At 66.4% G+C, this 22881-nt stretch carries 24 protein-coding genes; 7 read left to right on the forward strand and 17 right to left on the reverse strand.

Features of this window, described 5'->3' with window-relative positions:
• Positions 1-6 precede the first annotated feature (6 nt).
• The 10 genes from QA609_RS01450 to QA609_RS01495 all read right to left on the reverse strand — a co-directional run bounded on the left by QA609_RS01450 (position 7) and on the right by QA609_RS01495 (position 12194).
• Positions 7-549, reverse strand: a complete 543-nt coding sequence (locus QA609_RS01450) for a hypothetical protein (protein WP_278300798.1) — start codon at positions 547-549, stop codon at positions 7-9.
• 47 nt (positions 550-596) lie between these two features.
• Positions 597-1967: an oligopeptide/dipeptide ABC transporter ATP-binding protein gene (locus QA609_RS01455; protein WP_278300799.1), complete on the reverse strand. Its 1371-nt coding sequence runs from the start codon at positions 1965-1967 to the stop codon at positions 597-599.
• A complete protein-coding gene (locus QA609_RS01460) occupies positions 1964-3049 on the reverse strand; it encodes an ABC transporter ATP-binding protein (RefSeq protein ID WP_278300800.1) in 1086 nt (361 codons plus the stop codon). Before QA609_RS01460 ends, QA609_RS01455 begins: the two co-directional genes overlap by 4 nt.
• A gap of 1 nt (position 3050) precedes the next feature.
• Positions 3051-4100: an ABC transporter permease gene (locus tag QA609_RS01465; protein WP_278300801.1), complete on the reverse strand. Its 1050-nt coding sequence runs from the start codon at positions 4098-4100 to the stop codon at positions 3051-3053.
• On the reverse strand, positions 4093-5049 hold the full coding sequence (locus QA609_RS01470) for an ABC transporter permease (protein WP_278300802.1): 957 nt from the start codon (positions 5047-5049) through the stop codon (positions 4093-4095). The genes QA609_RS01465 and QA609_RS01470 overlap by 8 nt, the downstream gene beginning before the upstream one ends.
• A 39-nt stretch (positions 5050-5088) precedes the next feature.
• Positions 5089-7026 carry an ABC transporter substrate-binding protein gene (locus QA609_RS01475; protein WP_278300803.1) on the reverse strand — a complete coding sequence of 646 codons (1938 nt, stop codon included), beginning with the start codon at positions 7024-7026 and terminating at the stop codon, positions 5089-5091.
• Positions 7027-7228: 202 nt separating this feature from the next.
• On the reverse strand, positions 7229-7795 hold the full coding sequence (gene hpt, locus QA609_RS01480; RefSeq protein WP_278300804.1) for a hypoxanthine/guanine phosphoribosyltransferase: 567 nt from the start codon (positions 7793-7795) through the stop codon (positions 7229-7231).
• A gap of 159 nt (positions 7796-7954) precedes the next feature.
• Entirely contained in the window at positions 7955-9154 is a 1200-nt protein-coding gene (coaBC, locus tag QA609_RS01485) for a bifunctional phosphopantothenoylcysteine decarboxylase/phosphopantothenate--cysteine ligase CoaBC (protein ID WP_278300805.1), read from the reverse strand.
• A gap of 51 nt (positions 9155-9205) precedes the next feature.
• Positions 9206-11317, reverse strand: a complete 2112-nt coding sequence (locus tag QA609_RS01490) for an IucA/IucC family protein (protein ID WP_278300806.1) — start codon at positions 11315-11317, stop codon at positions 9206-9208.
• A gap of 88 nt (positions 11318-11405) precedes the next feature.
• Positions 11406-12194 carry an NAD(P)/FAD-dependent oxidoreductase gene (locus QA609_RS01495; RefSeq protein WP_278300807.1) on the reverse strand — a complete coding sequence of 263 codons (789 nt, stop codon included), beginning with the start codon at positions 12192-12194 and terminating at the stop codon, positions 11406-11408.
• A 186-nt stretch (positions 12195-12380) separates the two neighbouring features.
• Here QA609_RS01495 and QA609_RS01500 point away from each other — a divergent pair, with 186 nt between their 5' ends.
• Both QA609_RS01500 and QA609_RS01505 read left to right on the forward strand, forming a co-directional pair.
• Positions 12381-12902, forward strand: a complete 522-nt coding sequence (locus QA609_RS01500) for an SRPBCC family protein (RefSeq protein WP_278300889.1) — start codon at positions 12381-12383, stop codon at positions 12900-12902.
• Between the two features lie 282 nt (positions 12903-13184).
• Entirely contained in the window at positions 13185-13658 is a 474-nt protein-coding gene (locus QA609_RS01505) for a response regulator (protein ID WP_278300808.1), read from the forward strand.
• A gap of 97 nt (positions 13659-13755) precedes the next feature.
• On the opposite strand, the gene QA609_RS01510 is transcribed toward QA609_RS01505, so the two are convergent.
• Both QA609_RS01510 and QA609_RS01515 read right to left on the reverse strand, forming a co-directional pair.
• Positions 13756-14292: an FxLYD domain-containing protein gene (locus QA609_RS01510; protein WP_278300809.1), complete on the reverse strand. Its 537-nt coding sequence runs from the start codon at positions 14290-14292 to the stop codon at positions 13756-13758.
• A gap of 135 nt (positions 14293-14427) precedes the next feature.
• On the reverse strand, positions 14428-15495 hold the full coding sequence (locus tag QA609_RS01515) for a M42 family metallopeptidase (protein ID WP_278300810.1): 1068 nt from the start codon (positions 15493-15495) through the stop codon (positions 14428-14430).
• A 164-nt stretch (positions 15496-15659) separates the two neighbouring features.
• Between QA609_RS01515 and QA609_RS01520 the strand changes: the two genes are divergently transcribed.
• Genes QA609_RS01520 through QA609_RS01535 form a run of 4 tightly spaced genes read left to right on the forward strand, consistent with a single transcriptional unit; the run spans position 15660 to position 18432 of the window.
• Positions 15660-16829, forward strand: coding sequence for a thiolase domain-containing protein (locus QA609_RS01520; protein WP_278300811.1), 1170 nt, complete (start codon positions 15660-15662; stop codon positions 16827-16829).
• The gene (locus QA609_RS01525; RefSeq protein ID WP_278300812.1) at positions 16826-17215 is read left to right on the forward strand and encodes a Zn-ribbon domain-containing OB-fold protein; all 390 of its coding nucleotides are present in this window, start codon (positions 16826-16828) and stop codon (positions 17213-17215) included. The genes QA609_RS01520 and QA609_RS01525 overlap by 4 nt, the downstream gene beginning before the upstream one ends.
• 50 nt (positions 17216-17265) lie before the next feature.
• Complete coding sequence (locus tag QA609_RS01530; protein ID WP_278300813.1) at positions 17266-17520, forward strand: hypothetical protein; 255 nt, start codon at positions 17266-17268, stop codon at positions 17518-17520.
• 57 nt (positions 17521-17577) lie between these two features.
• Positions 17578-18432, forward strand: a complete 855-nt coding sequence (locus QA609_RS01535) for an NAD+ synthase (protein WP_278300814.1) — start codon at positions 17578-17580, stop codon at positions 18430-18432.
• Between the two features lie 77 nt (positions 18433-18509).
• Here QA609_RS01535 and QA609_RS01540 read toward each other — a convergent pair whose 3' ends face one another.
• The 3 genes from QA609_RS01540 to QA609_RS01550 are packed head-to-tail and all read right to left on the reverse strand — an operon-like array spanning position 18510 to position 21035.
• Complete coding sequence (locus tag QA609_RS01540) at positions 18510-19502, reverse strand: alpha/beta fold hydrolase (RefSeq protein WP_278300815.1); 993 nt, start codon at positions 19500-19502, stop codon at positions 18510-18512.
• A 46-nt stretch (positions 19503-19548) separates the two neighbouring features.
• Complete coding sequence (gene meaB, locus QA609_RS01545; RefSeq protein WP_278300816.1) at positions 19549-20622, reverse strand: methylmalonyl Co-A mutase-associated GTPase MeaB; 1074 nt, start codon at positions 20620-20622, stop codon at positions 19549-19551.
• Positions 20619-21035 carry a cobalamin B12-binding domain-containing protein gene (locus tag QA609_RS01550; RefSeq protein ID WP_278291383.1) on the reverse strand — a complete coding sequence of 139 codons (417 nt, stop codon included), beginning with the start codon at positions 21033-21035 and terminating at the stop codon, positions 20619-20621. The genes meaB and QA609_RS01550 overlap by 4 nt, the downstream gene beginning before the upstream one ends.
• 230 nt (positions 21036-21265) lie before the next feature.
• On the opposite strand from QA609_RS01550, the gene QA609_RS01555 reads away from it, so the two are divergent.
• Complete coding sequence (locus QA609_RS01555) at positions 21266-21937, forward strand: HD domain-containing protein (RefSeq protein WP_278300817.1); 672 nt, start codon at positions 21266-21268, stop codon at positions 21935-21937.
• 60 nt (positions 21938-21997) lie between these two features.
• Here the strand turns inward: QA609_RS01555 and QA609_RS01560 are convergent, their stop codons facing one another.
• Together QA609_RS01560 and QA609_RS01565 are read right to left on the reverse strand one after the other, a co-directional pair.
• Positions 21998-22672 (reverse strand): LysE family transporter, encoded by a 675-nt coding sequence (locus tag QA609_RS01560; RefSeq protein WP_278300818.1) that lies wholly within the window; start codon positions 22670-22672, stop codon positions 21998-22000.
• Between the two features lie 51 nt (positions 22673-22723).
• A complete protein-coding gene (locus QA609_RS01565) occupies positions 22724-22876 on the reverse strand; it encodes a hypothetical protein (protein WP_278300819.1) in 153 nt (50 codons plus the stop codon).
• Positions 22877-22881 lie beyond the last annotated feature (5 nt).

The raw sequence follows: 22881 nt of genomic DNA on the forward strand, positions 1-22881 counted from the left end.
GCCGAATCAGGCGTCGTCGAGTTCGACGGTAATCGTCGTCTCGTCGTACAGTCCCTTCTCGTCGGCGTCGGCGACGTTCAGGCCGGCACCGATCGTGTGGGTTCCGGGCTCGGCGGCTTCCCACTCGTCGTCCGCGATTCGAAAGCGCTGGTGCCAGCGCTTCGTGAACTGTTTTCGTTCGCCCCGGTCGAACCGGAAGCCTCGCGGTTCCGCGGGTGGATCGTGGATCGGTATCTCGGCGGCATCGGTGAGTCCGTCGACGCTCCAGCGCCAGAGGATCGGCGAGCGCGTCGTCACCGTGATCGGGAACGGCATCGAGTTTCGCATCGTTACTCGAAACGGGATCGCGGCCCCAATCGGATACGTCGACCGCGGCGTCGAGACGTCGACCGAAATCGCTCGGTGACAGAGTCGGTCGGGAACGAACCGGCGGCTCAGGCTCGTGCTGTCGATCGACCGCATCGACTGCGGCTCGGTCTCTCGCTCTCGAGGGGAGAAGGGTTCGTCGTCGTCCCGGCGGAGGGCGCTCGACTCGTAGATCCGACGCATTGGCGGATACAGGCGCGACGAGAACTAAAACGTTCGGAACCGAGCGGCTAGTCGTCGGCGACGGCGTCGCTTACGCCGTCGTCCGAGCGGAACTCGCCGTCGGCGTATCGATCGTCGTACAGCAGACACGCGATCTCGTGGGTCTCGCCCGTCTGGACCTGATGGGGGTCGTGGGTCTCGCAGGGCGAAGTGAACGTCTCCTCGAGTCGCTCCCGGGCAGCCTCGAACTCTGCGGCGTGAAGCGCGTCGAGGCTCTCGTCGAGCGCTCGTTCGGCCGTCGGGTCGGAAACCGTCTCGGGAATCTCGAACTCCTCGCGGACCGACCGACCGAACGCCTCGCGTGTGAGGTCGTTCGGATCCGTCGCCTCCTCGTCGACCGACGTAATCGCCTCGATCTCCTCGGCTCCCCGAACCCGTAGTTTGAGATCGACGATCGAGCGCCAGACCACCTGTGGCAGGTCGATCCCGTCGGGCGGGATGATCCGCGGACACCGGGTGTGGAACCGACAGCCCGACGGCGGATTCATCGGCGACGGGACGGTTCCGGGGAGCAGGATCTGCTCGCCGTTCCAGAGCGGATCTGGCTCCGGAATCGCCGACAGCAGCGCCTCCGCGTAGGGGTGGTGTGGCGGCGAGAACACCTCCTCAGTCGTCCCGACCTCCGCGAACTCGCCGAGGTACATCACCGCGATCCGATCGGAGATGTGCTCGACGACGCTCAGGTCGTGGGCGATGAAGATGTAGGAGAGGCCGAACTCCTCCTGGAGGTCCTCGAGGAGGTTGAGGATCTGGGCCTGCACCGAGACGTCGAGCGCCGAGACGGGTTCGTCACAGACGATGACCTCCGGGTCGACCGCCAGCGCTCGGGCGATCCCGATGCGCTGGCGCTGGCCGCCCGAGAACTCGTGGGGATACCGGTGGGCGTGGTTCTGGCTCAGCCCGACGGTCTCTAACAGCTCGTAGATCCGTTCGGTTCGCGCCTCGTCCTCGGCGATGTCGTGAATATCCAGTGGCTCGCCGATGATGTCCCCGACCGTCAGCCGAGGGTTCAGACTCGAGAACGGGTCCTGGAAGATGTACTGGACGTCCGTCCGCAGATCCCGCAGCTCCGAACTCGAGAGGCCGGTGATCTCGACCTCCTTGCGGGTATCGCCCGAACCGGTCCGTTGGCGGTAGTAGACCGAGCCGTCGGTCGGCTCGAGCAGACGCAGCAGCGATCGGCCCAGCGTACTCTTCCCACAACCCGACTCGCCGACGACGCCGAGGGTCTCGCCCTCGTGAAGCTCGAGGTCGATTCCGTCGACGGCCTTGACCCACTGCGTTCGGCCGAGTAGCCCGTCGATGAACCCGCTGCTCGCGTCGTAGTACTTCGTCAGGTCCTCGGCCCGCAGAATTGGCTCCCCGCTGGACCGGCTCATCGTCGATCACCCTCCGGGTTCGGGGCGGTCGCGTCGGCGCGGGTCTCGTGGCCGTCGCCGACCGTGACCTCGTAGTCGAGTCCCTCCTGGAGTTCACCGGTGTACTCGAGACACGCCGCCGCGCGTTCGGCATCCACGCCGGACGCGTCCTGGCCCGTCTCCGGATCCAGAAGCGGGGGTTCACGCTTGGTACAGACGTCCTCGGCGTACGGACACCGGGGGTGGAAGCTACAGCCGGGCGGGAGCTCGACGAGATCCGGCATCGTGCCGGGAATCGTCTGCAGTCGCTCGCGTCTGTCGCCGACGCGAGGGATCGAGCTCATCAAGCCGACCGTGTAAGGGTGTTTGGGATCGTAGTACAGCTCCTCGACGGGCGCCTTCTCGACGGGACTGCCCGCGTACATGACCATCACTCGGTCACAGACCTCGGCGACGACGCCCAGGTCGTGGGTGATGAGCTGGATCGCCGTGTCGAACTCGTCGGCCAGGCTCTCGAGTTCCTCCAGGATCTGGGCCTCGATCGTCACGTCCAGTGCGGTCGTCGGCTCGTCACAGAGCAACAGGTCGGGGTCACAGGACAGCGCCATCGCGATCACCGCCCGCTGTTGCATCCCGCCGGAGAACTCGTGGGGGTAGTCGGAGTACCGCGACTCGGCCTCGGGGATGCCGACGGTGTCGAGGAGCTGGATCGTCCGCTCGCGGGCCTCCTCCTCGTCGTGGTCGAGGTGGTGTCTGACCGCCTCGCCGATCTGTTCGCCGACGGTGTAGACGGGGTTCAGCGCCGTCTGGGCGTCCTGGAAGATCATCGCGATCTCGTTGCCCCGGACGTCCCTGATCTCCTCCTCGCTCATCTCGAGCAAGTCCTCGCCCTTGAACAGGATCTCGCCGCTCTCGATGCGACCCGGGCTCTCGATGAGCCGCATCAGCGAGAGGGCGGTGACGCTTTTCCCGGCCCCGCTCTCGCCGACGACGCCGAACTTCTCGCCGCGTTCGATGCGATAGGAGAGGTCGTCGACGGCGGTGACGACGCCCTCCTGCGTGTAGAACTTGACCGTGAGATCGTTGACCTCGAGTAGTGCCATCTTAGCCACCTCCCTGCCCTTCGATGCCGGTCTCCTGGGCGTCGAAGGCGTCGTTGACCCCGTCGCCGATCATGTTCATCGCCATCACGAACAGGAAGATCGCGCCGCCGGGGAAGACCGTGGCCCACCAGGGGATCGAACCGCCGGGGCCCTGGATGAGCGTCTCTCGCGTCTGATCGAGCATCGTCCCCCACTCGGCGGTTCCGGGCGGCATGCCGAGCCCGAGGAAGCCGAGCGCGGCGACGCCGATGACGACGGTGCCGATGTTGAGCGTTCCGTAGACGATCAGCGGCGGCATCGCGTTCGGGACGATGTGTTTGAAGATCACCGATCGATCGCGCGCCCCTAACGCCTTCGCCGCCATAACGTACTCGTTTTCCTTGATCGTCAGGACCTCGCCGCGGATGAGGCGGGCGTAGGTAATCCAGCCCGGAATCGCGAACGCGGCGACGAGCTGCCAGTAGCCGCCGCCGAGCGTGGCGACGATGATCAGCGCCAGGATGAGACCGGGGAACGCGTAGACGGTGTCGACGATCCGCATCAGGATCTCGTCGGTCCAGCCGCCGTAATATCCCGAGATCGCGCCGTAGACCAGTCCGAACGTGGCGCTGAGTCCGACGACGATGAAGCCGATCGAGATACTGTACCGGCCGCCGTACAGGAGCCGTGAGAACAGATCACGGCCGTCGCCGTCGGTCCCCATCGGGTGAGAGAGCGTCGGCGAGTCGTAGACGCCCGCCGACGAGTCGGGGTTCATGTACATGATCGTCGTCGGATCGTAGGGCGCAAGCGAGAACGGCTGGACGGTCATTCCCATCACCGATATCGGACGGGCGAAGACCGCGAGCAGGGTGAGAACGCCGACGACGAACAGTCCGATCAGCGCCGACCGGTTGCGCTTGAACCGCTTCCAGGCCCGCTCGAACCGGCCCTCGGTTTCGCCGCCGCTCTCTTCGGTCCAATCCGACAGCGGATCGCGCTGTCGGACCTGCTCCGGGTCGAACCCGGTCACTCGGATTCGTCCGCGCTCGGTGTGTTGCTTGCTACTCATATCTGATCCTCGGATCGAGAACCGCGTACAGGATGTCCGCCAGCAGATTCGCCAGGACGATGAACACGCCGGTAAACAGCGTGATCGCCATGATCAGGTTGATCTCGCGCTGGTTGATCGCTTCGATGAACTCTCGGCCGAGTCCCGGCCAGTTGAACACCACCTCGACGACAACCGACCCGGCGACGATGCTCGCGGTCAGCGTCGCCGCCAGCGTCACAACGGAAATCAGCGAGTTCCGCAGCACGTGCTTGAGGATCACCTGTCGCTCCGGGAGCCCCTTCGCTCGCGCCGCGGTGACGTACTCCTTGTTCAGCTCCTCAGCCATCGACGTACGCATCACGCGCATGATACTCGCCGCCGCCGCGGTCCCGATCGTGATCCCCGGAAGGATCAGATAGAACAGCATCTGAGGGTGGTACAGCGGCAAGCGAGAGGGTGGCAACACGGTCCAGATCTCGAGCCAGAGCGCGCCGATCAGGATCAACATCAGGCCGAGCCAGAAGTTCGGGATCGAGATGCCCGACAGCGCGACGAACCGGCTGACGGTGTCGGCGAACTGATCCTTGTTGACGGCCGCGTAGATCCCGGTCGGGATCGCGATCACGAGACCGAACACCCAGCCGAACAGGCCGAGGACGATGGTCTCGGGAAGCCGCGCGAGGATAACCGACGAGACGTCCTGGCCGGAGCTGATGACCTCGCCGAAGTCGCCGGTCAGGACGTTCCCCATCCAGGTCAGATACTGCTCCCAGACCGGCCCGTCGAGACCGTATCGGGAGCGCATCTGGGCCTCGTCGGCTGCGGTCATATGGGGGTTCATCGCAGTCATCTGGCTGATCGGATCACCCGGCGTGAGATGCACCAGTCCGAAGGTGATCACCGAGACGCCGAACAGAATCGGAACGATCGATAACAGTCGCTTCAGTATGAAACGTCGTAAACTCATGATATTTCTCGAACACTGCAAACGGCTACCGGGGCGACCTCAGTCGAGGTCGTAGTCGTCGATCACTTCTTCGATTAGCTCCGCGGCGGCTTCGGGATCGTACTCGTTGTGGGGCCGGATGTTCTCCTCGAGGGCGTCGGCGTCGGTCGTCCCGTTCTCCTCGGCGAGCTCCGGCAGGTCGGTCCAGGCGGGACGCGCCCAGCCGTTGAGCACGTTGTCGACGATCTCCTGGCGCGGCACGAGGTGGTTGACGGCCCGGCGGAGACGCTCGTCGTCCCACGGCTCGACGTTCATCGGGTACTGGATGTACTCGTAGCCGCCGGCCTCGACGCTGTCGATGACGTAGTCGTCGTCCTCCTCGAAGTCGTCGAGGACGCCCGTGGCCAGCCCGTAGGTGATGTCGATCTCGTCGCTCTGGAGCGCTCCGGCGCGACTCGAGTCGTCGGGAACGATCTCGAACTCGAGTTCGTCGATGACGGGGCCGTTCGGGAAGTCCTCGGGCCCGTCGAACCACTCCTTGCTCTCGAGGCCGATCTCCTCGAGCCAGTAGCCGTCGTTTTTCGTGTACTCGATGTACTGTCCCTCGGAGTAGTCGCTGAGTTCGTACGGTCCGGTCCCGATCGGATCGTTGTCGGCGCCAGGGTCGAGCTCGCCGCCCTCGAGTTCGGCCTGCTCGAGCGAGTGGATGTACAGTCCGGGCAGCTCGCGTTCGGCCTCGGCGTCGGGGATCTGCGCGTAGAGGTTGACGGTGTACTCGTCGACCTCCTCGGCGTACAGCAGCGAGTCGTACGTCTGGGCCTCGAGGTCGGAGTTCTCGTAGCGCTCGGCGGTCGCGACGACGTGCTCGGCGGTGAGCTCCTCGCCGTTGGTGAACTCGATTCCCTCGTGGAGCTCGTACTGGAACTGCATCCCGAAGGTGCCGTCGTCGACGGCGTCGCCGGCCTGCTCCGGCGTGAGGACCCGAACCGTGTCGTCCTCGATCGGGTTGTCCTCGGGGTGAGTGACGACGATCTGCTCGTCGGTATCGAGGACGCCTTCCTCGTCGGCGTCGACCTCGATCATGTACTCCTCGTAGTCGGCTCGGTCGACGTCCTGGGTCTCGACGAGCTCGTAGTCCTCGGCGAGCCACGGGTAGAGGTTCCCCTCGCTGTCGCTGACGACCAGCTGCTCGAAGATCAGCACCTGGACGATCGTCGAGTTCGCGCCGGTCGTGTACGGCGGGTCGAACAGCTCGGGATCCTCGGTGAGTCCGCCCCGGAGGGTACCGCCCTCCTCGAGGTCCGAGAGGTCGGTCTCGTCGGGGTGGGCGTCCTCGTCGATCCAGGTGACGACCTCGTCCTGGGGGGCGTAGAGGCCGTATTCGAACGTGCTCTCGGTGAACGGGTTCTGACGGAACCCGTGAACGTTAGTGTTCATCACGCCGGCCTGCAGGTCGAAGTGCGTGATCGAGCTGTACCGTTCCTCGGCGAGGTACTCCCAGATCTCGTCGTAGCGCTCGCGTCGTTCCTCGTCGTCGTCAGCCACGTCGACGCCGTAGCGGGCGTCGTCCAACATCTGGTCGAGGTCGGCGTCGCTGATCCCGTTCAGGTTACAACACTGTCCGATGTTGTCGCTGTGGTGGAGCGCCTGACAGAAGCTTTCGGGGTTGAACGTCCCCGACAGCCCGATACAGGGGACGTACCCGTTCTCGGCGTACTCGGGGTCCATCACCCGCTGAGTGTAGTCGTTGAACTCGTAGGTGTCGATCTCGGTCGTGAAGTAGCCCGACTCCTCCAGGGAGGTCGCGATCAGGTCGACCATCTGGACCCGGTCGTCGTTGTCGGAGTTGACCTCCAACTGGACGTGAATCGGTGCGTCGTCGTCGCCGTCGTCCCCACCAAGACAGCCGGCGACCGCCGCGATACTTACCCCACCAGCACCCTGCAGTAATCGCCGTCTATCGATATCGATTGAGGATTGCTTGTGATCCTGCACCATGATCTTTCATGTGTAAAGCTGATATATATATGTATTGCTTCAGGACGGCGCAACACTTACCCCGTCTAATTCGGCGTTACTCTGGCGGATGGACGTCCAGTAGGATCACCAGTACGGGACGATCGTTGGAAAGATCCGGTTGCCTGTTAAAGGAATAGAAAACTATCCTAGAGTTTCAATCGTCTAGAAACTAACGTGTAACTCAATCGCCCTCTTCGTCGACGATGACGACCTCGCCGTCGACGACGTCGACGTTGATCAGCGTCTTGGCGTCGTAGCCGGCGTCCGCGACCTTGTTCTCGCCGCCGGCCTTCTTGATCACTGCAACCGTGTCGATGACCTCCGCACCGATCTCGTCGAGCGCCTCGAGCACCGCCGCCAGCGTCCCGCCCGTCGAGAGGACGTCGTCGAGGACGAGCACCCGTTCGCCCTCGCGAACGTCGTTGATGTACATCTCGTTCTCGGAGTAGCCCGTCTCCTGGAAGATCGCGACCTCATCGTCGAGCCCGTACTGCCGTTTCCGGATGACGGTCAGCGGGATGTCGGTCATCAGCGACACCGCGGTGGAGATATGGATCCCCATCGCCGCGGGCGTGACGATCCGGTCGACGTCCTCGAGATCGGCCTTCCGGATGATGCGGATGACGATCTCCCGCAGCAGGCCGGGGTCGAGCTTCGGGACGCCGTCACTGATCGGGTGGACGAAGTAGTGGTAGCCGTCTTTCTCGATGATCGGCGCCTCGAGGAGCGACCGCTTCAGCTGGTCCATGTCGTGGGTCGGACGGTAGGCGAGTAAAAGTTGACGATACACGCCGGAGCCGTCCGCGCCGAATCGTCCGTATTGCGGCTCTATCACCGGCATCGAGCGCTGTGAGCGAGCCACACGGCCGTCGGAGCGCGATCTCGGAACCCCGACGTGTCGCCGGCCCTACGTCTCGAGGACCGCCGCCAGCGAGTCGGCGACCTCGAGGGAGAGCCCCGTTTTCGAGCCCGTGTACGACGACGTCCCCTCCTCCCGTACCAGCAGCGCGCGCGTCCGATCCGATCCCATGACGCTTGCGTCGTTGGCGACGACGAACTCGAGAGCCGTTCGCTCGAGGGTCTCCCTGGCCCGCTCGACCATCGCCTCGTCGTCCCCCGAGGTCTCGGTCTTGAAGCCGACGATCGCCAGGTCGGGATGGGCCTCGCGGATCTCGTCGATGAGCTTCGGCGTCGGCTCGAGCTCCAGGGAGAGCTCCTGACCGGAGCGGATCTTCTCCGGACTGGACTCGAGGGTGTAGTCGCCGATGGCGGCGACCGACGCCAGCGCGTCGGCGTCGTCGCAGGCGTCGGCCGTTGCCGCGAGCATCTCCGCGGCGCTCTCGACCCGTTCGACCTCGACGCCAGGGATCGACTCCCACTCCGACCCGCCGCCCGCCTCGAGCGAGTGCGGGCCGACGACGCCGTGGACTAGCGTCACGTCGGCGCCCCGAACCGCACAGGCTCTGGCGACGGCCCGGCCCGTCTTCCCCGACGACCGGTTCGTCAGCACGCGAACGGGATCGATCGACTCGCTCGTCGCGCCGCTGGTGACGACGACGTGACGCCCCTCGAGCGGGCGGTCGTCGACCGCGCGGGCGACGCTCGCGACGATCGCCGCCTCGCTGGCGATCTTGGCTTTCCCTTCCTCGATTCGGGGATCGACGAACTCGACACCCCAGTCCTCGACCGTTTCGATCGCCTCGAGCACGCCGGGATGGTCGTACATCGGCTCGTGCATCGCGGGGGCGATCACGACCGGCGTGTCGGCGCCGAGCGCCGTCGTCGCGGTCGTGGTTACGGGCGTGTCGTCGACCGCACCCGCGATCTTGCCGACGGTGTTCGCCGTCGCGGGCGCGATCAGGAACACGTCGGCCCAGCCGTCGTACCCGCAGAGCTCGACGTGCTCGACGCTACCCGTGATTTCAGTGACGACGTCGTTCTCGGTCGCGAACTCGACGGCCCAGGGGTGGATGATCCCCCGTGCACTCCCAGTCATCACCCCTCGCACCGCTGCGCCGTGGCGTCGCAGCTCGTGGGCCAACTCGACCGTCTTCACGGCCGCGATCGACCCCGTCACTCCGAGCGCGACGTTGACTCCCTCGAGCATTCGTCCCCTACTCTCGCTCGGGACGTGTTAAGCGTAGCGAGGACCGCGACCTTACGGGTCGATCAGATCCCGTCCGCGCGCCGAGAGCGGGTTCGCGACCTCGCTGGTCACGTACTCGTGGCGCTTGCCCCGCAGGCGCATCGCGGTCAGGGCCTTGTGGGGCGTCGACGCCGCGAACAGCGCGCGTTCGTCGCGCTCGAGGCGGTCCGCGGGAACCGACCCCTCGGCTCGGATCGCCTCGAACGCGCGCTCGCAGCGATCCGCGATCCGCTCCCAGCAGACCCGCTCGTCGACCGGGAACTCGTCGGCGACCGTCGCGACCAGCTCCGCGAGGTGGTTCTGGAACAGCGCGTAGTGCAGCTTCCGGTAACAGTCCACGGCGTCGTCGGCCTCGAGGTCCGAATCCGGGTAAGGATCGAGCGAGAGGCCGCGCTCGGCGAGCCGATCCCGGTGGACGCGGATCCCGCCGAGATCGCGAACCAGCGTCGCGACGGGCTCGGCGTCCTCGAGGACGATCAGACTGTTCTGGAGGTGGCTCTCGAGGGCGACCCCGTACTCGCTCAGCAGGGCCAGCTGCTCGGGGACGACGACGGCGGCGTAGCGCTCGAGGAACAACAGCGCCGCCTCACCGGCCGTCGACGCCCCCGTTCGATCGCCGTAGCGCTCGATCAGCTCGCAGACGAGCGGGCGCCCGGTCGTCGGCGCGTCGGCGACCAGGCTCGAGGCGACCACCGGAACGCCGTCTTCGGGGACGAGCGGATGCTCGGCCGGGTTCTCCCGCAGCAGCCCCGAGAGGTGACGGGCGTCGTCGAACGCCTCGCCCTCGGGGTGGGGACCGCCCGGCGGATAGTAACAGGTTGCGGCCGGCTCGGCGAGCAGCCCCAGTCGATCGAGGTCCTCTCGCCGCTCGATCTCCCGGACGACGTCGGTTACCTGCGGCCCGTTCGAGACGGCGTGGGGCGACAGCGTCCGCACGACGTTGGTCGTCTGAACCGGAATCGCGAGCTTGAGATGTGGGAGCGGACCGTCGGCGGTCCGCTCGGTTTCGTAGGGAACGACGGTCCGGAGGTTGAGCTGTGGCGTCACCGGTACCGCGTAGTCGGCGATCGGAACGACCCGTCCGTCCTCGATCCCGTCCGCGTACCGTTCGGGAATCGTTCGGTGGTACTGCAGCGGGTGGACGGGGACGACCGCGTACGACTCCCTCGCGCGACCCGCGGGGATCGCTCGCTCGAGTGCGCCCTCGAGGCCCTCGAACGTCGCGTACAGGCGATCGGTCAGCCGTCCGTCCTCGGCCGCTTCTGCTCGTGTCTCGAGGGCGTACTCCCGGTCGACGGCGACGAACCGGAGATCGACCCGATCGGTGAACTCGGGCGCGTACGCGAGGCCGTCGGCGGCGTTCATGCCCCGACGGATCTTTCCGGCGGGGTGGAACGGGTGGCCGTCGGTGACGATCCGTTCGAAGGCGGTCGCGGCGTCGGCACTCGGGACGCCCGTCGCGACGGCCTCGAGGATCGACTCGCTCGCGGCGACGGCCGTCTCGACGGCTCGCGCGTGGACGGGCCTCGCCAGCCGCGCTAACGCGAGGTTAGCGACGCTCTCGGAAACCTCGAGGCGGATCCGCTCGGCCTGCTCGGCGTCGCTGAACGCCCCCTCGCGCTCGAGCAGCGGAACGAGGTCGACCGGATGCTCGAGCCCTCGACGTCCGCCATCGAATCCCGCCGACTCGGGCGACCGGCGCATCGGTCCGGCGAACCGAAAGCGGTCGTAGCCGTGTCTCGCCGCGATCGGAGCCACCAGCACCGTTTCGGAGGCCGGCAACGGTATCAGCGCGAGCCGACACCACCACTCGGGTAGCGGATCGACGAGCGACCGGAGTTCGGTCGCCTCGAGACCCTCGAGCGGAGCCGGCTCGTCCGGAACGGTTGGATCTGCCGGGTCGACGAACCTGAAGTCGGGGAGGCCCGCCGGCCGGCCGCGAAGCAGTCCCCGAACGAAGCGGCGGAGGATCTCTCGGCGGGCCCCTGGAAGCGCCTCGAGGTACGCCGCCTCGGCCGGAACGCTGAGATCGTTCGCACGCGCGTAGCCGGTAGCCGCGCCGAGGCTCTCCCGCTCGGCGCTCGTTCGGAGCCGAACCGACTCGCCGTCGAGGCGTTCGCTCATCGTCGCTCCGTCCGGACGATCGGCAGCGGGCTGTTCTCAATTTCCGGACCGAGGGCCGCTGCGGCGGCCGGCATCCGGCGGGTGCGGTTCATTCCCGGTCACGCTCGACGCTCGGGTGCATCGTCGGTCGCTCCTCGAGCGGTTCCGAGAGCGCCTCGACCATCGTTTCGCGGGCGCGTTCGTCTCGCCGTCGGCGCTCCTCGTCGTCGATCTCCTCACACGCCGGGGGTACCTCGCGGCCGCGGCCGGTGAAGTACCCCTCCGGGACGACCCAGTCCTGGTAGTAGTTGACGTCGGCGTCGTGGATCACCGCGAAGCCGACCTTCGCGCCGTGACCTGCGGCGACGATCGCCTGGTGGGGCTCGTCGGCGATCCGGCCCGCGGCGTAGACGCCGTCGACGGCGGTCCGGCCGCCATCGTCGACGCTGACGAAGTGTTTGTTCCCGCGCTGGAGCCGGCCGACGTCCAGCGGCACGAGGTAGTCGCTGTCCGGCCAGGAGGCCGCGATCACCCGCCGAGCCTCGAGCGGGTCACCCCCGTCGGTCTCGAGGACGAACCCGTCCTCGAGGTCGGTCTCGGCGGCGGGTTCCCCGAGTTCTCGGGGCTCCGATGCGGCGGCGCTATCGACGGGCTCGACGCTCGTCACCGTGCCGAGTTCGAACGTCACGCCGGCGGTTTTGGCCTGGTCACGGGTCAGCTGGAGGTACCGACGGGCGTCGATCCCGTCCGGAAAGCCGGGGTAGTTCTCGAGGCTGGCGTTGCGCGCGAGGATCGACTCGCCCCCGTCGACGACCAGCGTGTCCAGTCCCGCGCGCGCAGTGAAGATCGACGCGGCGAGGCCGGCGACGCCTCCACCGACGATACAGACATCTCGCATACGTGGCCGTTGACGGCCCGCCGTATAGAAGATTCCCAACCAGGTGCGTCCTCGAGCGCGAACCGTCGGTGTTCGTTCCGTCGCGACGCGTGACACAAATATAGCGGAAGCCCACGACTTCAGTCGTGGGAGGACGTCACTCTCCGAATGGGAATCCTTACTATCGGCGACCGTCTTATATGGGTCGTGGACAGGATCCTGCTCAGTACGGTCGCGTACCGCCCGCCAGAGGAGGTGTTCCCGTACGTTCAGTCGTTCGTCGACTATCCGCGGTACACGGAACATCTCGAGGAGGTGCGCGTTCGCGGAAACGGCGACGTCGGCTCGGTCTACGACCTCCGGGTCGCCTGGTGGAAACTCAACTACACCGCCCGATCGAAGGTGACCGCGATCGACGCCCCCCGATCGCTCGAGTGGCACCTGCTCAACGACGTCGACGCCAGCGGCGAGTGGCGCGTCGAACCGGAACCCGACGCCGCGCCCGCGGGCATCGAGACGGCGAGTCGGATCTACTTCGACGCAACTTACGATCCGTACTCGGCCGACGAGAGCGCCCTCTCACTGCCCCGGTTCGTCTCGCTGGACTGGGTCGTCCGAAAGGCCGAGCCCAAGCTCCTGAACGAGGCCGAAACCGTCGTCGAACGGCTGGTCGCCGATATCGAGGGCCAGTACCGGGACGTCGAGCTGACGGTCCACGAGATGCCGTAACCGACTGTTACTCCGAACTGTCGCTGTTATCGGTCCCCGACCGCCGAGGAACCGCTCCGGCTCGTATGCAGGCGCGAGCCGACTCGTTCGTTCCGACGGCGACGGAACCCACTGGGTATATAAAGGCGTTACATAGGTAGTCCGTATTCTCTCGGGGGTCGGTAGTCTGTCACTCTGTATGGGACGCTCGAGCACACGCCGGTCGGCGACGGACGTACGCTCCTCTGCGATCGATAGCCTCTCGACGGACACCGCAAGCGCACGGTTCACGCTCGAGGAGCGATGACCGACGACGAGGTCTCGAGGCGCACTCCCCCCGCGGAACCCCGATCCGAGGAGGCAGAGATCCTCCTCGTCGAGGACAACCCCGGTGACGTCCGCCTGCTCCAGGAAGCGCTGGCGGTCACCGATATCCCACACCAGCTTCACGTCGTCACCAACGGCGACGAGGCAGTCGAGTTCGTCTACCAGCGCGACGAGTACGCCGATGCACCCCAGCCCGACCTGATCCTGCTCGATCTGAACCTTCCGCACACGGACGGCCACGAGGTGCTCACCGAGGTGAAGTCGGATCCGGACCACAGCAGAATTCCGATCATCGTCCTCTCGAGCTCGAACGACGACGACGACATCCAGCGGGCCTACGCGGCCGGCGCCAACGCCTACCTGACGAAACCCGTCGATCCCGACGAACTCGTCGAACGGGTCGAACTGATCCAGACGTTCTGGTTTTCGCTCGCGCAGCTTCCGGACTGAGAGCGGTCGGGAGAGTGCAAGTTCGTTCCGCGAAATCCCGCGGCTTCTCCGGTGGACGCCTGCAAAAAAGCGACGCCGTCGGTGTACCCGATCGACGTCAGTACTGACTGCCGCTGACCCCGATGTCGTAGTCGTCGACGTCCTCGGCGTCCTCCAGAATCATGATCTCGAACGCCCAGGTCTGGTCGCCGTCGAGGTCCTGGGTGTTGGTCATGTACCGGTCGAGCTGGTGGCCGTCCGGATCGTAGATCCGAACGCCGACTTCGACGTAGTCGAACTGCTCGTCTCCGGTGTTCTCGATAATACCCTCGACCTCGATATCGTCGCTGAACTCGTCTTCCTCGATCACGAGCTCGTGCTCGAGGATCTCGAGGTCGCCGAACTCGAGGACGTCCTCGCCCTCATCGCGGCCCTCGACGTCCTCCTCGTCGAGTTCCTCCTCACCACCGTCGTCGGTCTCGTCGTCATCGTCACCGTTCTCGTCGCCACCGTTTCCGTCGCCGCCGTTCTCCTCATCACCGTTTCCATCACCGTCCTGATACTCGTCGTCACCGTTGTCGTCGTCGCTGGCACAGCCCGCCAGAACGCTGGTCAGCACCACTGATCCACCAAGTAGCACGTTTCTTCGATCCACGAGACAGTCAACGTCGACGACATACAAAAGGTTATTGAATTGATATGAGTACGCCGAGTACTTTCGCTACAATTTTCACATCAACGTATTAACTGATGGCGTGAGGTCGCTCGAACCGGGCACCACTCGTCGCTCTCAGAGCGTGTACTCGTGGTCGCCGTCCTCGCTCTCGAGGAACGCCTCGAGCAGGTCGATCGTCGCCGCGATATCGTCGACGTGGGCGGTCTCGGTGACGGTGTGGAGGTACCGCGTCGGGATCGAGATCGCGCCGACGGGCTTCGCGCCCGCGGTGTTCTGGAAGCCGGCGGTGTCGGTCCCGCCCGCGGGCAGGATCTCGAGCTGGAAGTCGATCCCCCGCTCGTCGGCGACGGCCTGCATCCGACGGTGGACCTTCGGGTTCGTGATGACGCTCGAGTCCTTGAGCTTGATCGCGGTCCCCCCGCCGAGTTCGGTGACGTGGTCGCCGTCGTCGAACCCGGGGAGGTCGTTGGCGACGGTGACGTCGAGCGCGACCGCGAGGTCGGGATCGACGTCGACGCCTAGCGCGTTCGCACCCCGGAGCCCGACCTCCTCCTGGACGGTCGCACAGAAGTGGATCGTGGCGTCGGGCGCCTCGAGCCGGCGGGCGGCCTCGAGCATCGCGAACAGACAGACCCGGTCGTCCAGGGCCTTCCCCGTGATCGTCTCACCGACGCGTTCGGTGGTCTGGTCCATCGTGACGAGATCGCCCGGCGAGATCCGCTCGTCGGCCTCCTCGTAGGGGAGGCCGACGTCGACGTCGACGTCCTCGACCTTGGCCTTCTTCTCTCGCTCTTCGTCGTCCAAAGTGTGGGGCGGGGGCGAACCGATGACCCCCGGTAGGTCGCCGTCCTCGGTGTGGATCGTCACCCGCTGGGCCTTCAGGACGCGCGCGTCCCACCCGCCCAGCGCGTCGAGTTCGACGAAGCCGAACCCGTCGTCCTCGCCGCGGACGTTGCGGACCATGAAGCCGATCTCGTCCATGTGTGCGGCGACGGCCACGGAGTACTCCGACTCGCCCTCGAGCGTTCCCACGACGTTGCCCATCGCGTCGGTTCGAACGCGGTCGACGCTGTCCTCGAGTTCCTCGACGACGAGTTCGCGGACGCGGTCCTCGTAGCCGGGGACCCCGCTGGTCTCGGTCAGCTCCTCGAGAAGTTCGCTGTCGAACGGAGGGGATTCCATGCCCGAACGTGCGGACGAACCGGTGATAAGCGCGTGGAAACCGATCGGTGCCCGATACGGAGTTGAACTCGAGGAAGAGTTAATTCACAGCCTGAGCGGCCAATACTGCCGATGTTGAGATATTAACCGCGGGGTATTAACGGGTCGGTCCACAAGGGATGCGTATGTCTGACGTACGTGTCGCAGGTTCCGGGCTGACCGCGTTCGGTCACAGTCCCGAGCGGACGAGCCGGGACCTCTTCGCGGAGGCGACCGTTACCGCCTTCGAAGAAAGCGGCGTCCCGAGAGGAGACGTCGACGCACTGTTGTACGGAAACTTCATGGGCGAGCTGTCGGAACACCAGGGCCACCACGGCCCCCTGATGGCCGAGGCCGCGGGGATCCAGGCGCCGGCGACCCGCTACGAGTCGGCGTGCGCCTCGAGCGGGGCCGCCGTCCGCGACGCCGTCTTCCGGATCCGCAACGGCGAGGACGACGTCGTCCTCGTCGGGGGCGCCGAGCGGATGACCAACCTCGGCACCGCGGGCGCGACGGAGGCGCTTGCGATCGCGGCCGACGACCTCTGGGAGGTCCGTGCGGGGATGACCTTCCCCGGCGCCTACGCCCTGATGGCACAGGCGTACTTCGACGAGTACGGCGGGGAGCACGAGGACCTGGCCCACGTCGCGATGAAGAACCACGAGAACGCCCTGACCAACGAGAAGGCCCAGTACCAGAGCGCGATCGAGATCGAGGACGTCCTCGAGGCGCCCCCAGTTTCGGAGCCGCTCGGACTGTACGACTCCTGTCCGATCTCCGACGGCGCCGCCGCGACCGTGCTGGTCAGCGAGGAGTACGCCGAGGAACACGACCTCGACGCGCCGGTCTCGATCTCGGGTACGGGACAGGGCGGCGACCGCATGGCCCTGCACGACCGGGAGTACCTCGCGCGCTCGCCTGCCGCCCGCGAGGCCGGCGAGGAAGCCTACACCGACGCGGGGATCGACGCGGCCGACGTCGACGTCGCCGAGGTCCACGACTGCTTTACCATCGCCGAGGTGCTAGCGATCGAGGCGCTCGACCTCGAGCCGATCGGCGAGGGGATCTCGGCCGCCCGCGACGAGCGGACGACGGCCGACGGCGAGACGCCGATCAACCTCTCGGGCGGGCTGAAAGCGAAGGGCCACCCCGTCGGGGCGACCGGCGTCTCCCAGATCGCCGAGCTCGCCGACCTGCTGGCGGGTGACCACCCCAACAGCGAGTTCGTCGACGACGCGACGACCGGCGTCGCACACAACGCGGGTGGTACCGTCGCCAGCGCGACCGTTCACGTGCTGGAGGTGAGCGACCGATGAGCGACGACGACGTCCAGGACGCCGGCTTCGACGAGTGGCTCGACGCCGCCGAAGAGGGCAAAGCCTACTGCCTCGAGTGTCCGGAGGGTCACGCCTCGCTGCCGCCCCGCCGGGTCTGTCCGGACTGTGGCGCGACCGACCTCGAGGAGACCGTGCTACCCGACAGCGGCGAGATCGAGACGTTCACCGTCACCCACGTCCCGACCCCCGCCTTCGAGGAGGACGCCCCCTACGCGACGGCCGTCGCCGCGTTCGGTCCCGTGCGACTGACCGGCCAGGTCGTCGGCGCGGACCTCGAGACCGTCGAGACCGGCCTCGAGGTCGAACTCGAGATCACGGTCTCCGAGACGACCGGCGAGCGCGTCCTCGGGTTCAGCCCGGCCTGACGGGCGGGTTCGGAAAACCCAGAACCGTTACTATCCTTCGCAGGTGAGTCGTGGGAGTTTCTGGACGTGCATCCCCTGTAGCTGAACTCGACGAGGTTCAGCGCGGAGACGTCCGCGAGGCGTGTGACGAACTCGATCTCGAGTGTTTTCTCGTCGAGGAGGCGACTGACCGGGGACTCACGCTGGCGTCCGTTCCCGTTCCGACGGGCGCCGTCGACGGAGCGTTACGGGAGCTCCGCGAGCAGGGTCTCGAGGCCGAGATCGAAGATGATAGTTCACCCGAAATCGGGAAGATCAGGGCCTGATCTGATAACGAAAGCGTATGGCTTTTCAGTCAGACGCCCGGTTATCCAGTACTCACAATGGACACCCTCTACGAGCAGACACAAGAGGAGATCAGCCCCGTAGACCTTCGATTTTCCGAAGACGAGATAGAAGCGCAGGTCGATCACCTGACCGACTTCGTTCGGGAACGCGTCGATGCGATGGGCGCGGACGGTGCGGAGATCGCGCTTTCGGGCGGCATCGATAGTACGGCGACCGCCTACCTCGCCGTCGAGGCACTCGGTGCGGAGAACGTCCACGGCGTGCTCCTCCCCAAGGAGGTAAACGAGGACGAGAACATGAGCGACGCCGAACGCGTCGCCGAAGAACTGGGGATCGAGTACGACGTGATCGGCATCGACTCGATCATGGAGGAGGTCCTGGCCCAGGGCGACGCCAAGACCGAGAACCCCTCCGAGGACGAGTGGGAGGGACGCTACGTCGGCAACACAAGCGCTCGCGTCCGGATGACGCTCATCTACCTGCTGGCCAACCGCGAGAACCGGATCGTGCTCGGCACCGGGAACCGCGCCGAGCTCGCGACCGGCTACGTGACGAAGTACGGCGACGGCGGCGTCGACTGCAACCCGCTTGCCAACCTCTACAAACAGCAGGTCCGCCAGGTCGCGGCCCACCTGGGCGTCGACGAGTCGGTCGTCCAGAAGACGCCGACCGGCGGAATGGTCGACTACGGTACCGACGAGGAGGAGATGGGGATGAGCTACGACACGCTCGACGCCGTTCTCGCGTTCTACGTCGACGGCAACCTCCCCGCGTCGGTGACGGCCCGACTGACCGACACCTCGATCGAGGCAGTCGAGCGTATCCAGGAGTTCCACGAGGAAAGCGCTCACAAGCGGACGCCGCCGACGGAACCGGAACCGCTGTACTAAGTTCTTCTCGCCTCGAGTCGCACGGTTTCTCTCTCGTCGTGAACCCGACAGCAGCGAGCGCTCGAGTCGGTCGTTCGTCAGGCCTCGAGATCGGAGTCGGAGCCGATGCCGGAGTCCGAGCTGGCCCCGGAGTCGACGCTCAGGTCGCCCTCGAGCAGCTCCGTGGTCAGGTATTCGACGAACTTCTCGGGGTGTTCGGCGTGGGGGAGCTGTGTCGCGTAGTCGATGACGACGAGGTCGCGGTCGGCCGCGTCGGCGAGGGTCCGTCCCTCCCGGAGCGGGACGAGTTCGGCGTCCCGGCCCCAGACGAGCGTAGTCGGCGTCTCGAGGGCCGCGAGTTCAGTCTGGAGATCGAAGTCGGGATCGAGCGTTCCCGCGGCGAACGAAGCGGGGGCGTACCGGGCGCCGGGCTGGTGGGCGCTCGTCCAGGCGTACTCGACTTCCTCGTCGTCGATCCGCTCCGGGTTGTAGTAGCCGTCGCGGTCGTAGAAGTACCGGATCGAGGGTTTGCTCGCGAGCAGGTTGAACAGCGTCGTGCCGACGACGGGCGAGCGGATCAGGGTTCGCAGCCACGGGCGGCCGTCGCCAGTGTCGCCGGTCGGGCCGATCAACACCAGGTGCTCGAACTCGCCGTCCTCGGCCGCGTCGACGGCGAACGCCCCGGTCATCGAGGACGCGATGACGATCGGTTCGTCGGTGACGTCGGCCGCGAAGTCGCGGATAAACTCGGCGTACAGCCCCGCGGAGTAGACAAGTGGCGGTCGCTCCGAGCGCCCGAACCCGGGCAGATCGACGGCGACGACGCGGTAGTTCTCGGCCAGCAGCTCGATGACGGGTTCGAACTCGTAGTTGCTGGCGCCGGCGTGGATCCCGTGGAGGAGCAGTAGATCGTCGTCGTTCGGATCGCCGGCGACGGTGTAGCTCACCTCCATCCCCCGCCAGCGGTACGTTCGCTCGAGGCCGGGCAGTCGGTGCTCGAACTCGCTGGCACGACGCTTCAGAAGTCGGTTGCCGAGCACGGCGGCCCCGACCGTTCCGACGATACCTCCCAGAACTGTTCGGACTCGCATACCAACTCGTACCGCGGCGATTACCTTAGGCCTGCGGTTGGCACAGCTACGGGTCGCGGGTTTCGAGCTCCGCGAGGCAGTCTTCGACCGGCGAGAGCACCTCGTCGGCGACGGTGTAGGGGTCAGTCTCGCCCGCGGCGACCGAAGCGGCGAGGTCGTCGATCCCGCCCGCGCGCTCGAGTTCGTCCTCGAGCATAGCGTGGACGTCCTCGCGCAGCAGGGTTCGGATCTCCTCGGCCGAACGCTGGCGGGCCTTCTCCGCACGGGCGCCGGAGTCGACGAGGTACTCCCGGTGGGCCGCGAGCTCGTCGATGAACTCGTCGACGCCGGTGCCATCGGTGGCGACCGTCTCGACGATGGGCGTCGTCCACGTCGCACGCTCCTCGTGTTCGTTCTGCGTCGCGACTGCGGAGCCGCCGTGGGCGTCGGCGGCGTCCGCACCGTGGTGGCCGCCGCCGCCGAAGCCGCCCCCGGAGTCGAGTTCGATCATCTCCCGGAGCTCCTGGACCGTTCGATCGGAGCCCCGACGGTCCGCCTTGTTGACCACGAAGACGTCCGCGATCTCGAGGATGCCCGCCTTGAGCGTCTGGACGTCGTCGCCCGACCCCGGCGGGACGAGCACGGCGACGGTATCGGCGGTACGGACGATGTCGATCTCGTTCTGTCCGGCGCCGACGGTCTCGATGATGATCTTGTCCTTCCCAAAGGCGTCCATCGCCTTCACCGCATCGGCGGTGGCGGTCGAGAGCCCGCCCAGCGTCCCACGGGCGCTCATCGAGCGCACGAAGACGTCCATATCGCCGACCGTCGAGGCCATCCGGATTCGGTCGCCGAGCACTGCACCCCCCGTGAACGGCGAGGAGGGGTCGATCGCGATGACGCCGACGGTCTCGCCGCGCTCGCGGTAGGTCTCGGCGAGCTTGTCGACCAGCGTCGACTTCCCCGCGCCGGGGCTGCCCGTGATCCCGATCACCTCGGCTTCGCCCGTTTGGGCGTACAGCTCGGAGATCAGCTCCCGGTAGCCCGGCGCGCGGTTCTCGATCTTCGAGATCGTCCGGGCCAGCGCGCGGTGTTTGCCCTCGAGGAGCTCCGCCAGCAGCGTCTCGTCGTCGGCGTTCATCGGTCGGGAGCGTTCTCGCGGACGAACTCGATCGTCTCCTCGATCGACGTCCCGGGACCGAAGATGGCCGACACGCCCTCGGCCTCGAGTTCGGGGCGGTCCTCCTCGGGGATGACGCCGCCGACGAGAACGAGGGTGTCGTCTTTGGCGTCGTACTCCTCGAGGCCGCTCATGATCTTCGGGACGAGCGTGTCGTGGGCGCCCGAGAGGATCGAGATCCCCAGGACGTCGACGTCCTCCTGGACGGCCGCCTGGACGATCTCCTCGGGGGCTTTGTGCAGCCCCGAGTAGATGACCTCGAACCCGGCGTCGCGGAACGCGCGCGCGATGACGTGTGCCCCGCGGTCGTGCCCGTCGAGACCGACCTTGGCGACCAGACAACGGATCGACTCCTGCTCCTGTTCACTGCTCATACGCTCCCTTCCCGAGCCGGCTGTTTGACTTTAACGGAAATTCCTGCAGATTTCTCCGTCCCGGTTCGCCCGTCAGCCGAGGATCGGTTCGGTCGCGACCGAAACGGTACCGAACCGGACAGCTCCGAGCGATCGTGACAACAGCCACCATTCCGAACCAAAGGCCTAAGAGCGAAACCAGCTTACATTCACCCAATGAGTATCGTACATCTATTGCGGAGGGATCTCTCATGGGCGTCGAAATAAAAGAAACTAGAGTAACCGACGCCGAGTTCGAAGCGATGCGGGAGTTCGTCTTCGAGTACCTCGCCGCGAGCGTCGAGAAAGAAGAGGAGGGCGGACGGATGCGCTGGTACCCCTGGCACTCCGCGGAGTACCGGCACAACCACATCCTCAACGTCGTCTCGCTGGCCGAGGAGATCGCCCGGAAGGAGGGCGCCGACGTCGACATCACCCGCGTCGCCGCGCTCTTTCACGACGTAGCGAAACTCGAGACCGACCAGGACCTCCACCCGGAGGCCGGCGCCCGCGTCGCCCGCGAGTACCTCGAGTCCCGCGCGGAGTATCCCGACTCCTTTATCGACCAGGTGTGTCGCGCCGTCGAACAGCACGCCTACCAGGGCGATCTGAACGACGTTTCGCTCGAAACCCAGTGTCTGATCGAGGCCGACCTGCTGGACAAGATCGGCGCCAACGGGACCGCCCTCATGCTGTTGCGAATGGGGTACGAGGCCCGCACGCATATGGACACCGACGAGATGGTCGAGCGCGTCTTAGAGCGCGGCTACGACGCGGCTTCACGGGTCGAGAGCGACACCGCCGAGGGGATCGCCCACCAGCGACTCAAGCGCGTCAAGTGGTTCCGCGAGTGGCTCGAGGACGAGATCGCGGCGATGGGCTGAGACGGCGTCGAAACGACCCTTTTCGTGTGATGTGCGGCTCGAGCGACGCGTCCGGCCTCGTCAGACGAGTCCCATCGCTCCGACCGCGAGGAAGACGACGCCGAAGCCCGCCAGCACGAGCGCGCTGCCCGCGGCGACGATCGGCGCCAGCGCGTCGACCCGCCGACCGGCCGATACCAGTCCCGCAGGGTAGAGGACGATCCAGACCGCGATCCCGCCGAAGAAGCCGGCCAGCAACGCGGGCGAGCCGGTTTCGACGACGAGTGTCCCCTCGAGGGCGGCGCCGACGGCCGGGACGTGTGCGAGGACGTCCAGCGATCCCGGTCGGAGCAGGCCGACGCCGGCGGTGAGCCAGAACCCGATCTGGTAGGGGTTGGTCAGCGACAGCGCGAACGTCTTGCGAAACCCGGTCGAGGTCGCGTGGCCCCCGTCGGTAAAGGAAGTCGCGGCTCGCGCCTCCCGGATCGCGCCGACGGCGAAGTAACACATGAGCACTCCGCCCAGCAGGTAGAGGACCGGACGAACGAGCGGGTAGCGGTCGATCACGGCCACGACGCCGGCCAGCGTGAGGACGAAGAAGAGCACGTCGGCGAGCATCGCGCCCAGTCCCGCCCGGAAGCCGGCCGACCAGCCGCGGACGACGCTCTCCTCGGCGATAATCGCGTTCATCGGTCCCGGGGGTGCGGCGAGTGCGATACCGAAGAGGACGCCGGCGAGCGCGGTTGCGACTGGCACGTGTTCGGTCTACTCTCCGCCGCCGATCGTGAAAAACGCCGCGTTCGACGGCTACTCGAGGCTGCCGGGAACGAACTGGCAGCCACAGGGCGAGGCTACCCCCTCGGTCGGCCCCGTCAGCGTTACCGTCACGATCGGCCGCCCGCAGACGGGGCAGTCGGGAAGCGTTCCCGGAGACTCCGAGTCGGCGGCGTCGCGGGTCATCGTTC

This window comes from Natronococcus sp. A-GB7 (genome assembly GCF_029688865.1).
In the GTDB taxonomy this organism is placed as follows: Archaea; Halobacteriota; Halobacteria; order Halobacteriales; family Natrialbaceae; genus Natronococcus.

What these genes read in the sequence shown, in the direction of transcription:
- QA609_RS01450 (WP_278300798.1), bottom strand. Translation starts at nt 549, where the DNA reads ATGCGTCGGATCTACGAGTCGAGCGCCCTCCGCCGGGACGACGACGAA.
- QA609_RS01455 (WP_278300799.1), bottom strand. Translation starts at nt 1,967, where the DNA reads ATGAGCCGGTCCAGCGGGGAGCCAATTCTGCGGGCCGAGGACCTGACG.
- QA609_RS01460 (WP_278300800.1), bottom strand. Translation starts at nt 3,049, where the DNA reads ATGGCACTACTCGAGGTCAACGATCTCACGGTCAAGTTCTACACGCAG.
- QA609_RS01465 (WP_278300801.1), bottom strand. Translation starts at nt 4,100, where the DNA reads ATGAGTAGCAAGCAACACACCGAGCGCGGACGAATCCGAGTGACCGGG.
- QA609_RS01470 (WP_278300802.1), bottom strand. Translation starts at nt 5,049, where the DNA reads ATGAGTTTACGACGTTTCATACTGAAGCGACTGTTATCGATCGTTCCG.
- QA609_RS01475 (WP_278300803.1), bottom strand. Translation starts at nt 7,026, where the DNA reads ATGGTGCAGGATCACAAGCAATCCTCAATCGATATCGATAGACGGCGA.
- hpt (WP_278300804.1), bottom strand. Translation starts at nt 7,795, where the DNA reads ATGGACCAGCTGAAGCGGTCGCTCCTCGAGGCGCCGATCATCGAGAAA.
- coaBC (WP_278300805.1), bottom strand. Translation starts at nt 9,154, where the DNA reads ATGCTCGAGGGAGTCAACGTCGCGCTCGGAGTGACGGGGTCGATCGCG.
- QA609_RS01490 (WP_278300806.1), bottom strand. Translation starts at nt 11,317, where the DNA reads ATGAGCGAACGCCTCGACGGCGAGTCGGTTCGGCTCCGAACGAGCGCC.
- QA609_RS01495 (WP_278300807.1), bottom strand. Translation starts at nt 12,194, where the DNA reads ATGCGAGATGTCTGTATCGTCGGTGGAGGCGTCGCCGGCCTCGCCGCG.
- QA609_RS01505 (WP_278300808.1), top strand. Translation starts at nt 13,185, where the DNA reads ATGACCGACGACGAGGTCTCGAGGCGCACTCCCCCCGCGGAACCCCGA.
- QA609_RS01515 (WP_278300810.1), bottom strand. Translation starts at nt 15,495, where the DNA reads ATGGAATCCCCTCCGTTCGACAGCGAACTTCTCGAGGAGCTGACCGAG.
- QA609_RS01520 (WP_278300811.1), top strand. Translation starts at nt 15,660, where the DNA reads ATGTCTGACGTACGTGTCGCAGGTTCCGGGCTGACCGCGTTCGGTCAC.
- QA609_RS01525 (WP_278300812.1), top strand. Translation starts at nt 16,826, where the DNA reads ATGAGCGACGACGACGTCCAGGACGCCGGCTTCGACGAGTGGCTCGAC.
- QA609_RS01535 (WP_278300814.1), top strand. Translation starts at nt 17,578, where the DNA reads ATGGACACCCTCTACGAGCAGACACAAGAGGAGATCAGCCCCGTAGAC.
- QA609_RS01540 (WP_278300815.1), bottom strand. Translation starts at nt 19,502, where the DNA reads ATGCGAGTCCGAACAGTTCTGGGAGGTATCGTCGGAACGGTCGGGGCC.
- meaB (WP_278300816.1), bottom strand. Translation starts at nt 20,622, where the DNA reads ATGAACGCCGACGACGAGACGCTGCTGGCGGAGCTCCTCGAGGGCAAA.
- QA609_RS01550 (WP_278291383.1), bottom strand. Translation starts at nt 21,035, where the DNA reads ATGAGCAGTGAACAGGAGCAGGAGTCGATCCGTTGTCTGGTCGCCAAG.
- QA609_RS01555 (WP_278300817.1), top strand. Translation starts at nt 21,266, where the DNA reads ATGGGCGTCGAAATAAAAGAAACTAGAGTAACCGACGCCGAGTTCGAA.
- QA609_RS01565 (WP_278300819.1), bottom strand. Translation starts at nt 22,876, where the DNA reads ATGACCCGCGACGCCGCCGACTCGGAGTCTCCGGGAACGCTTCCCGAC.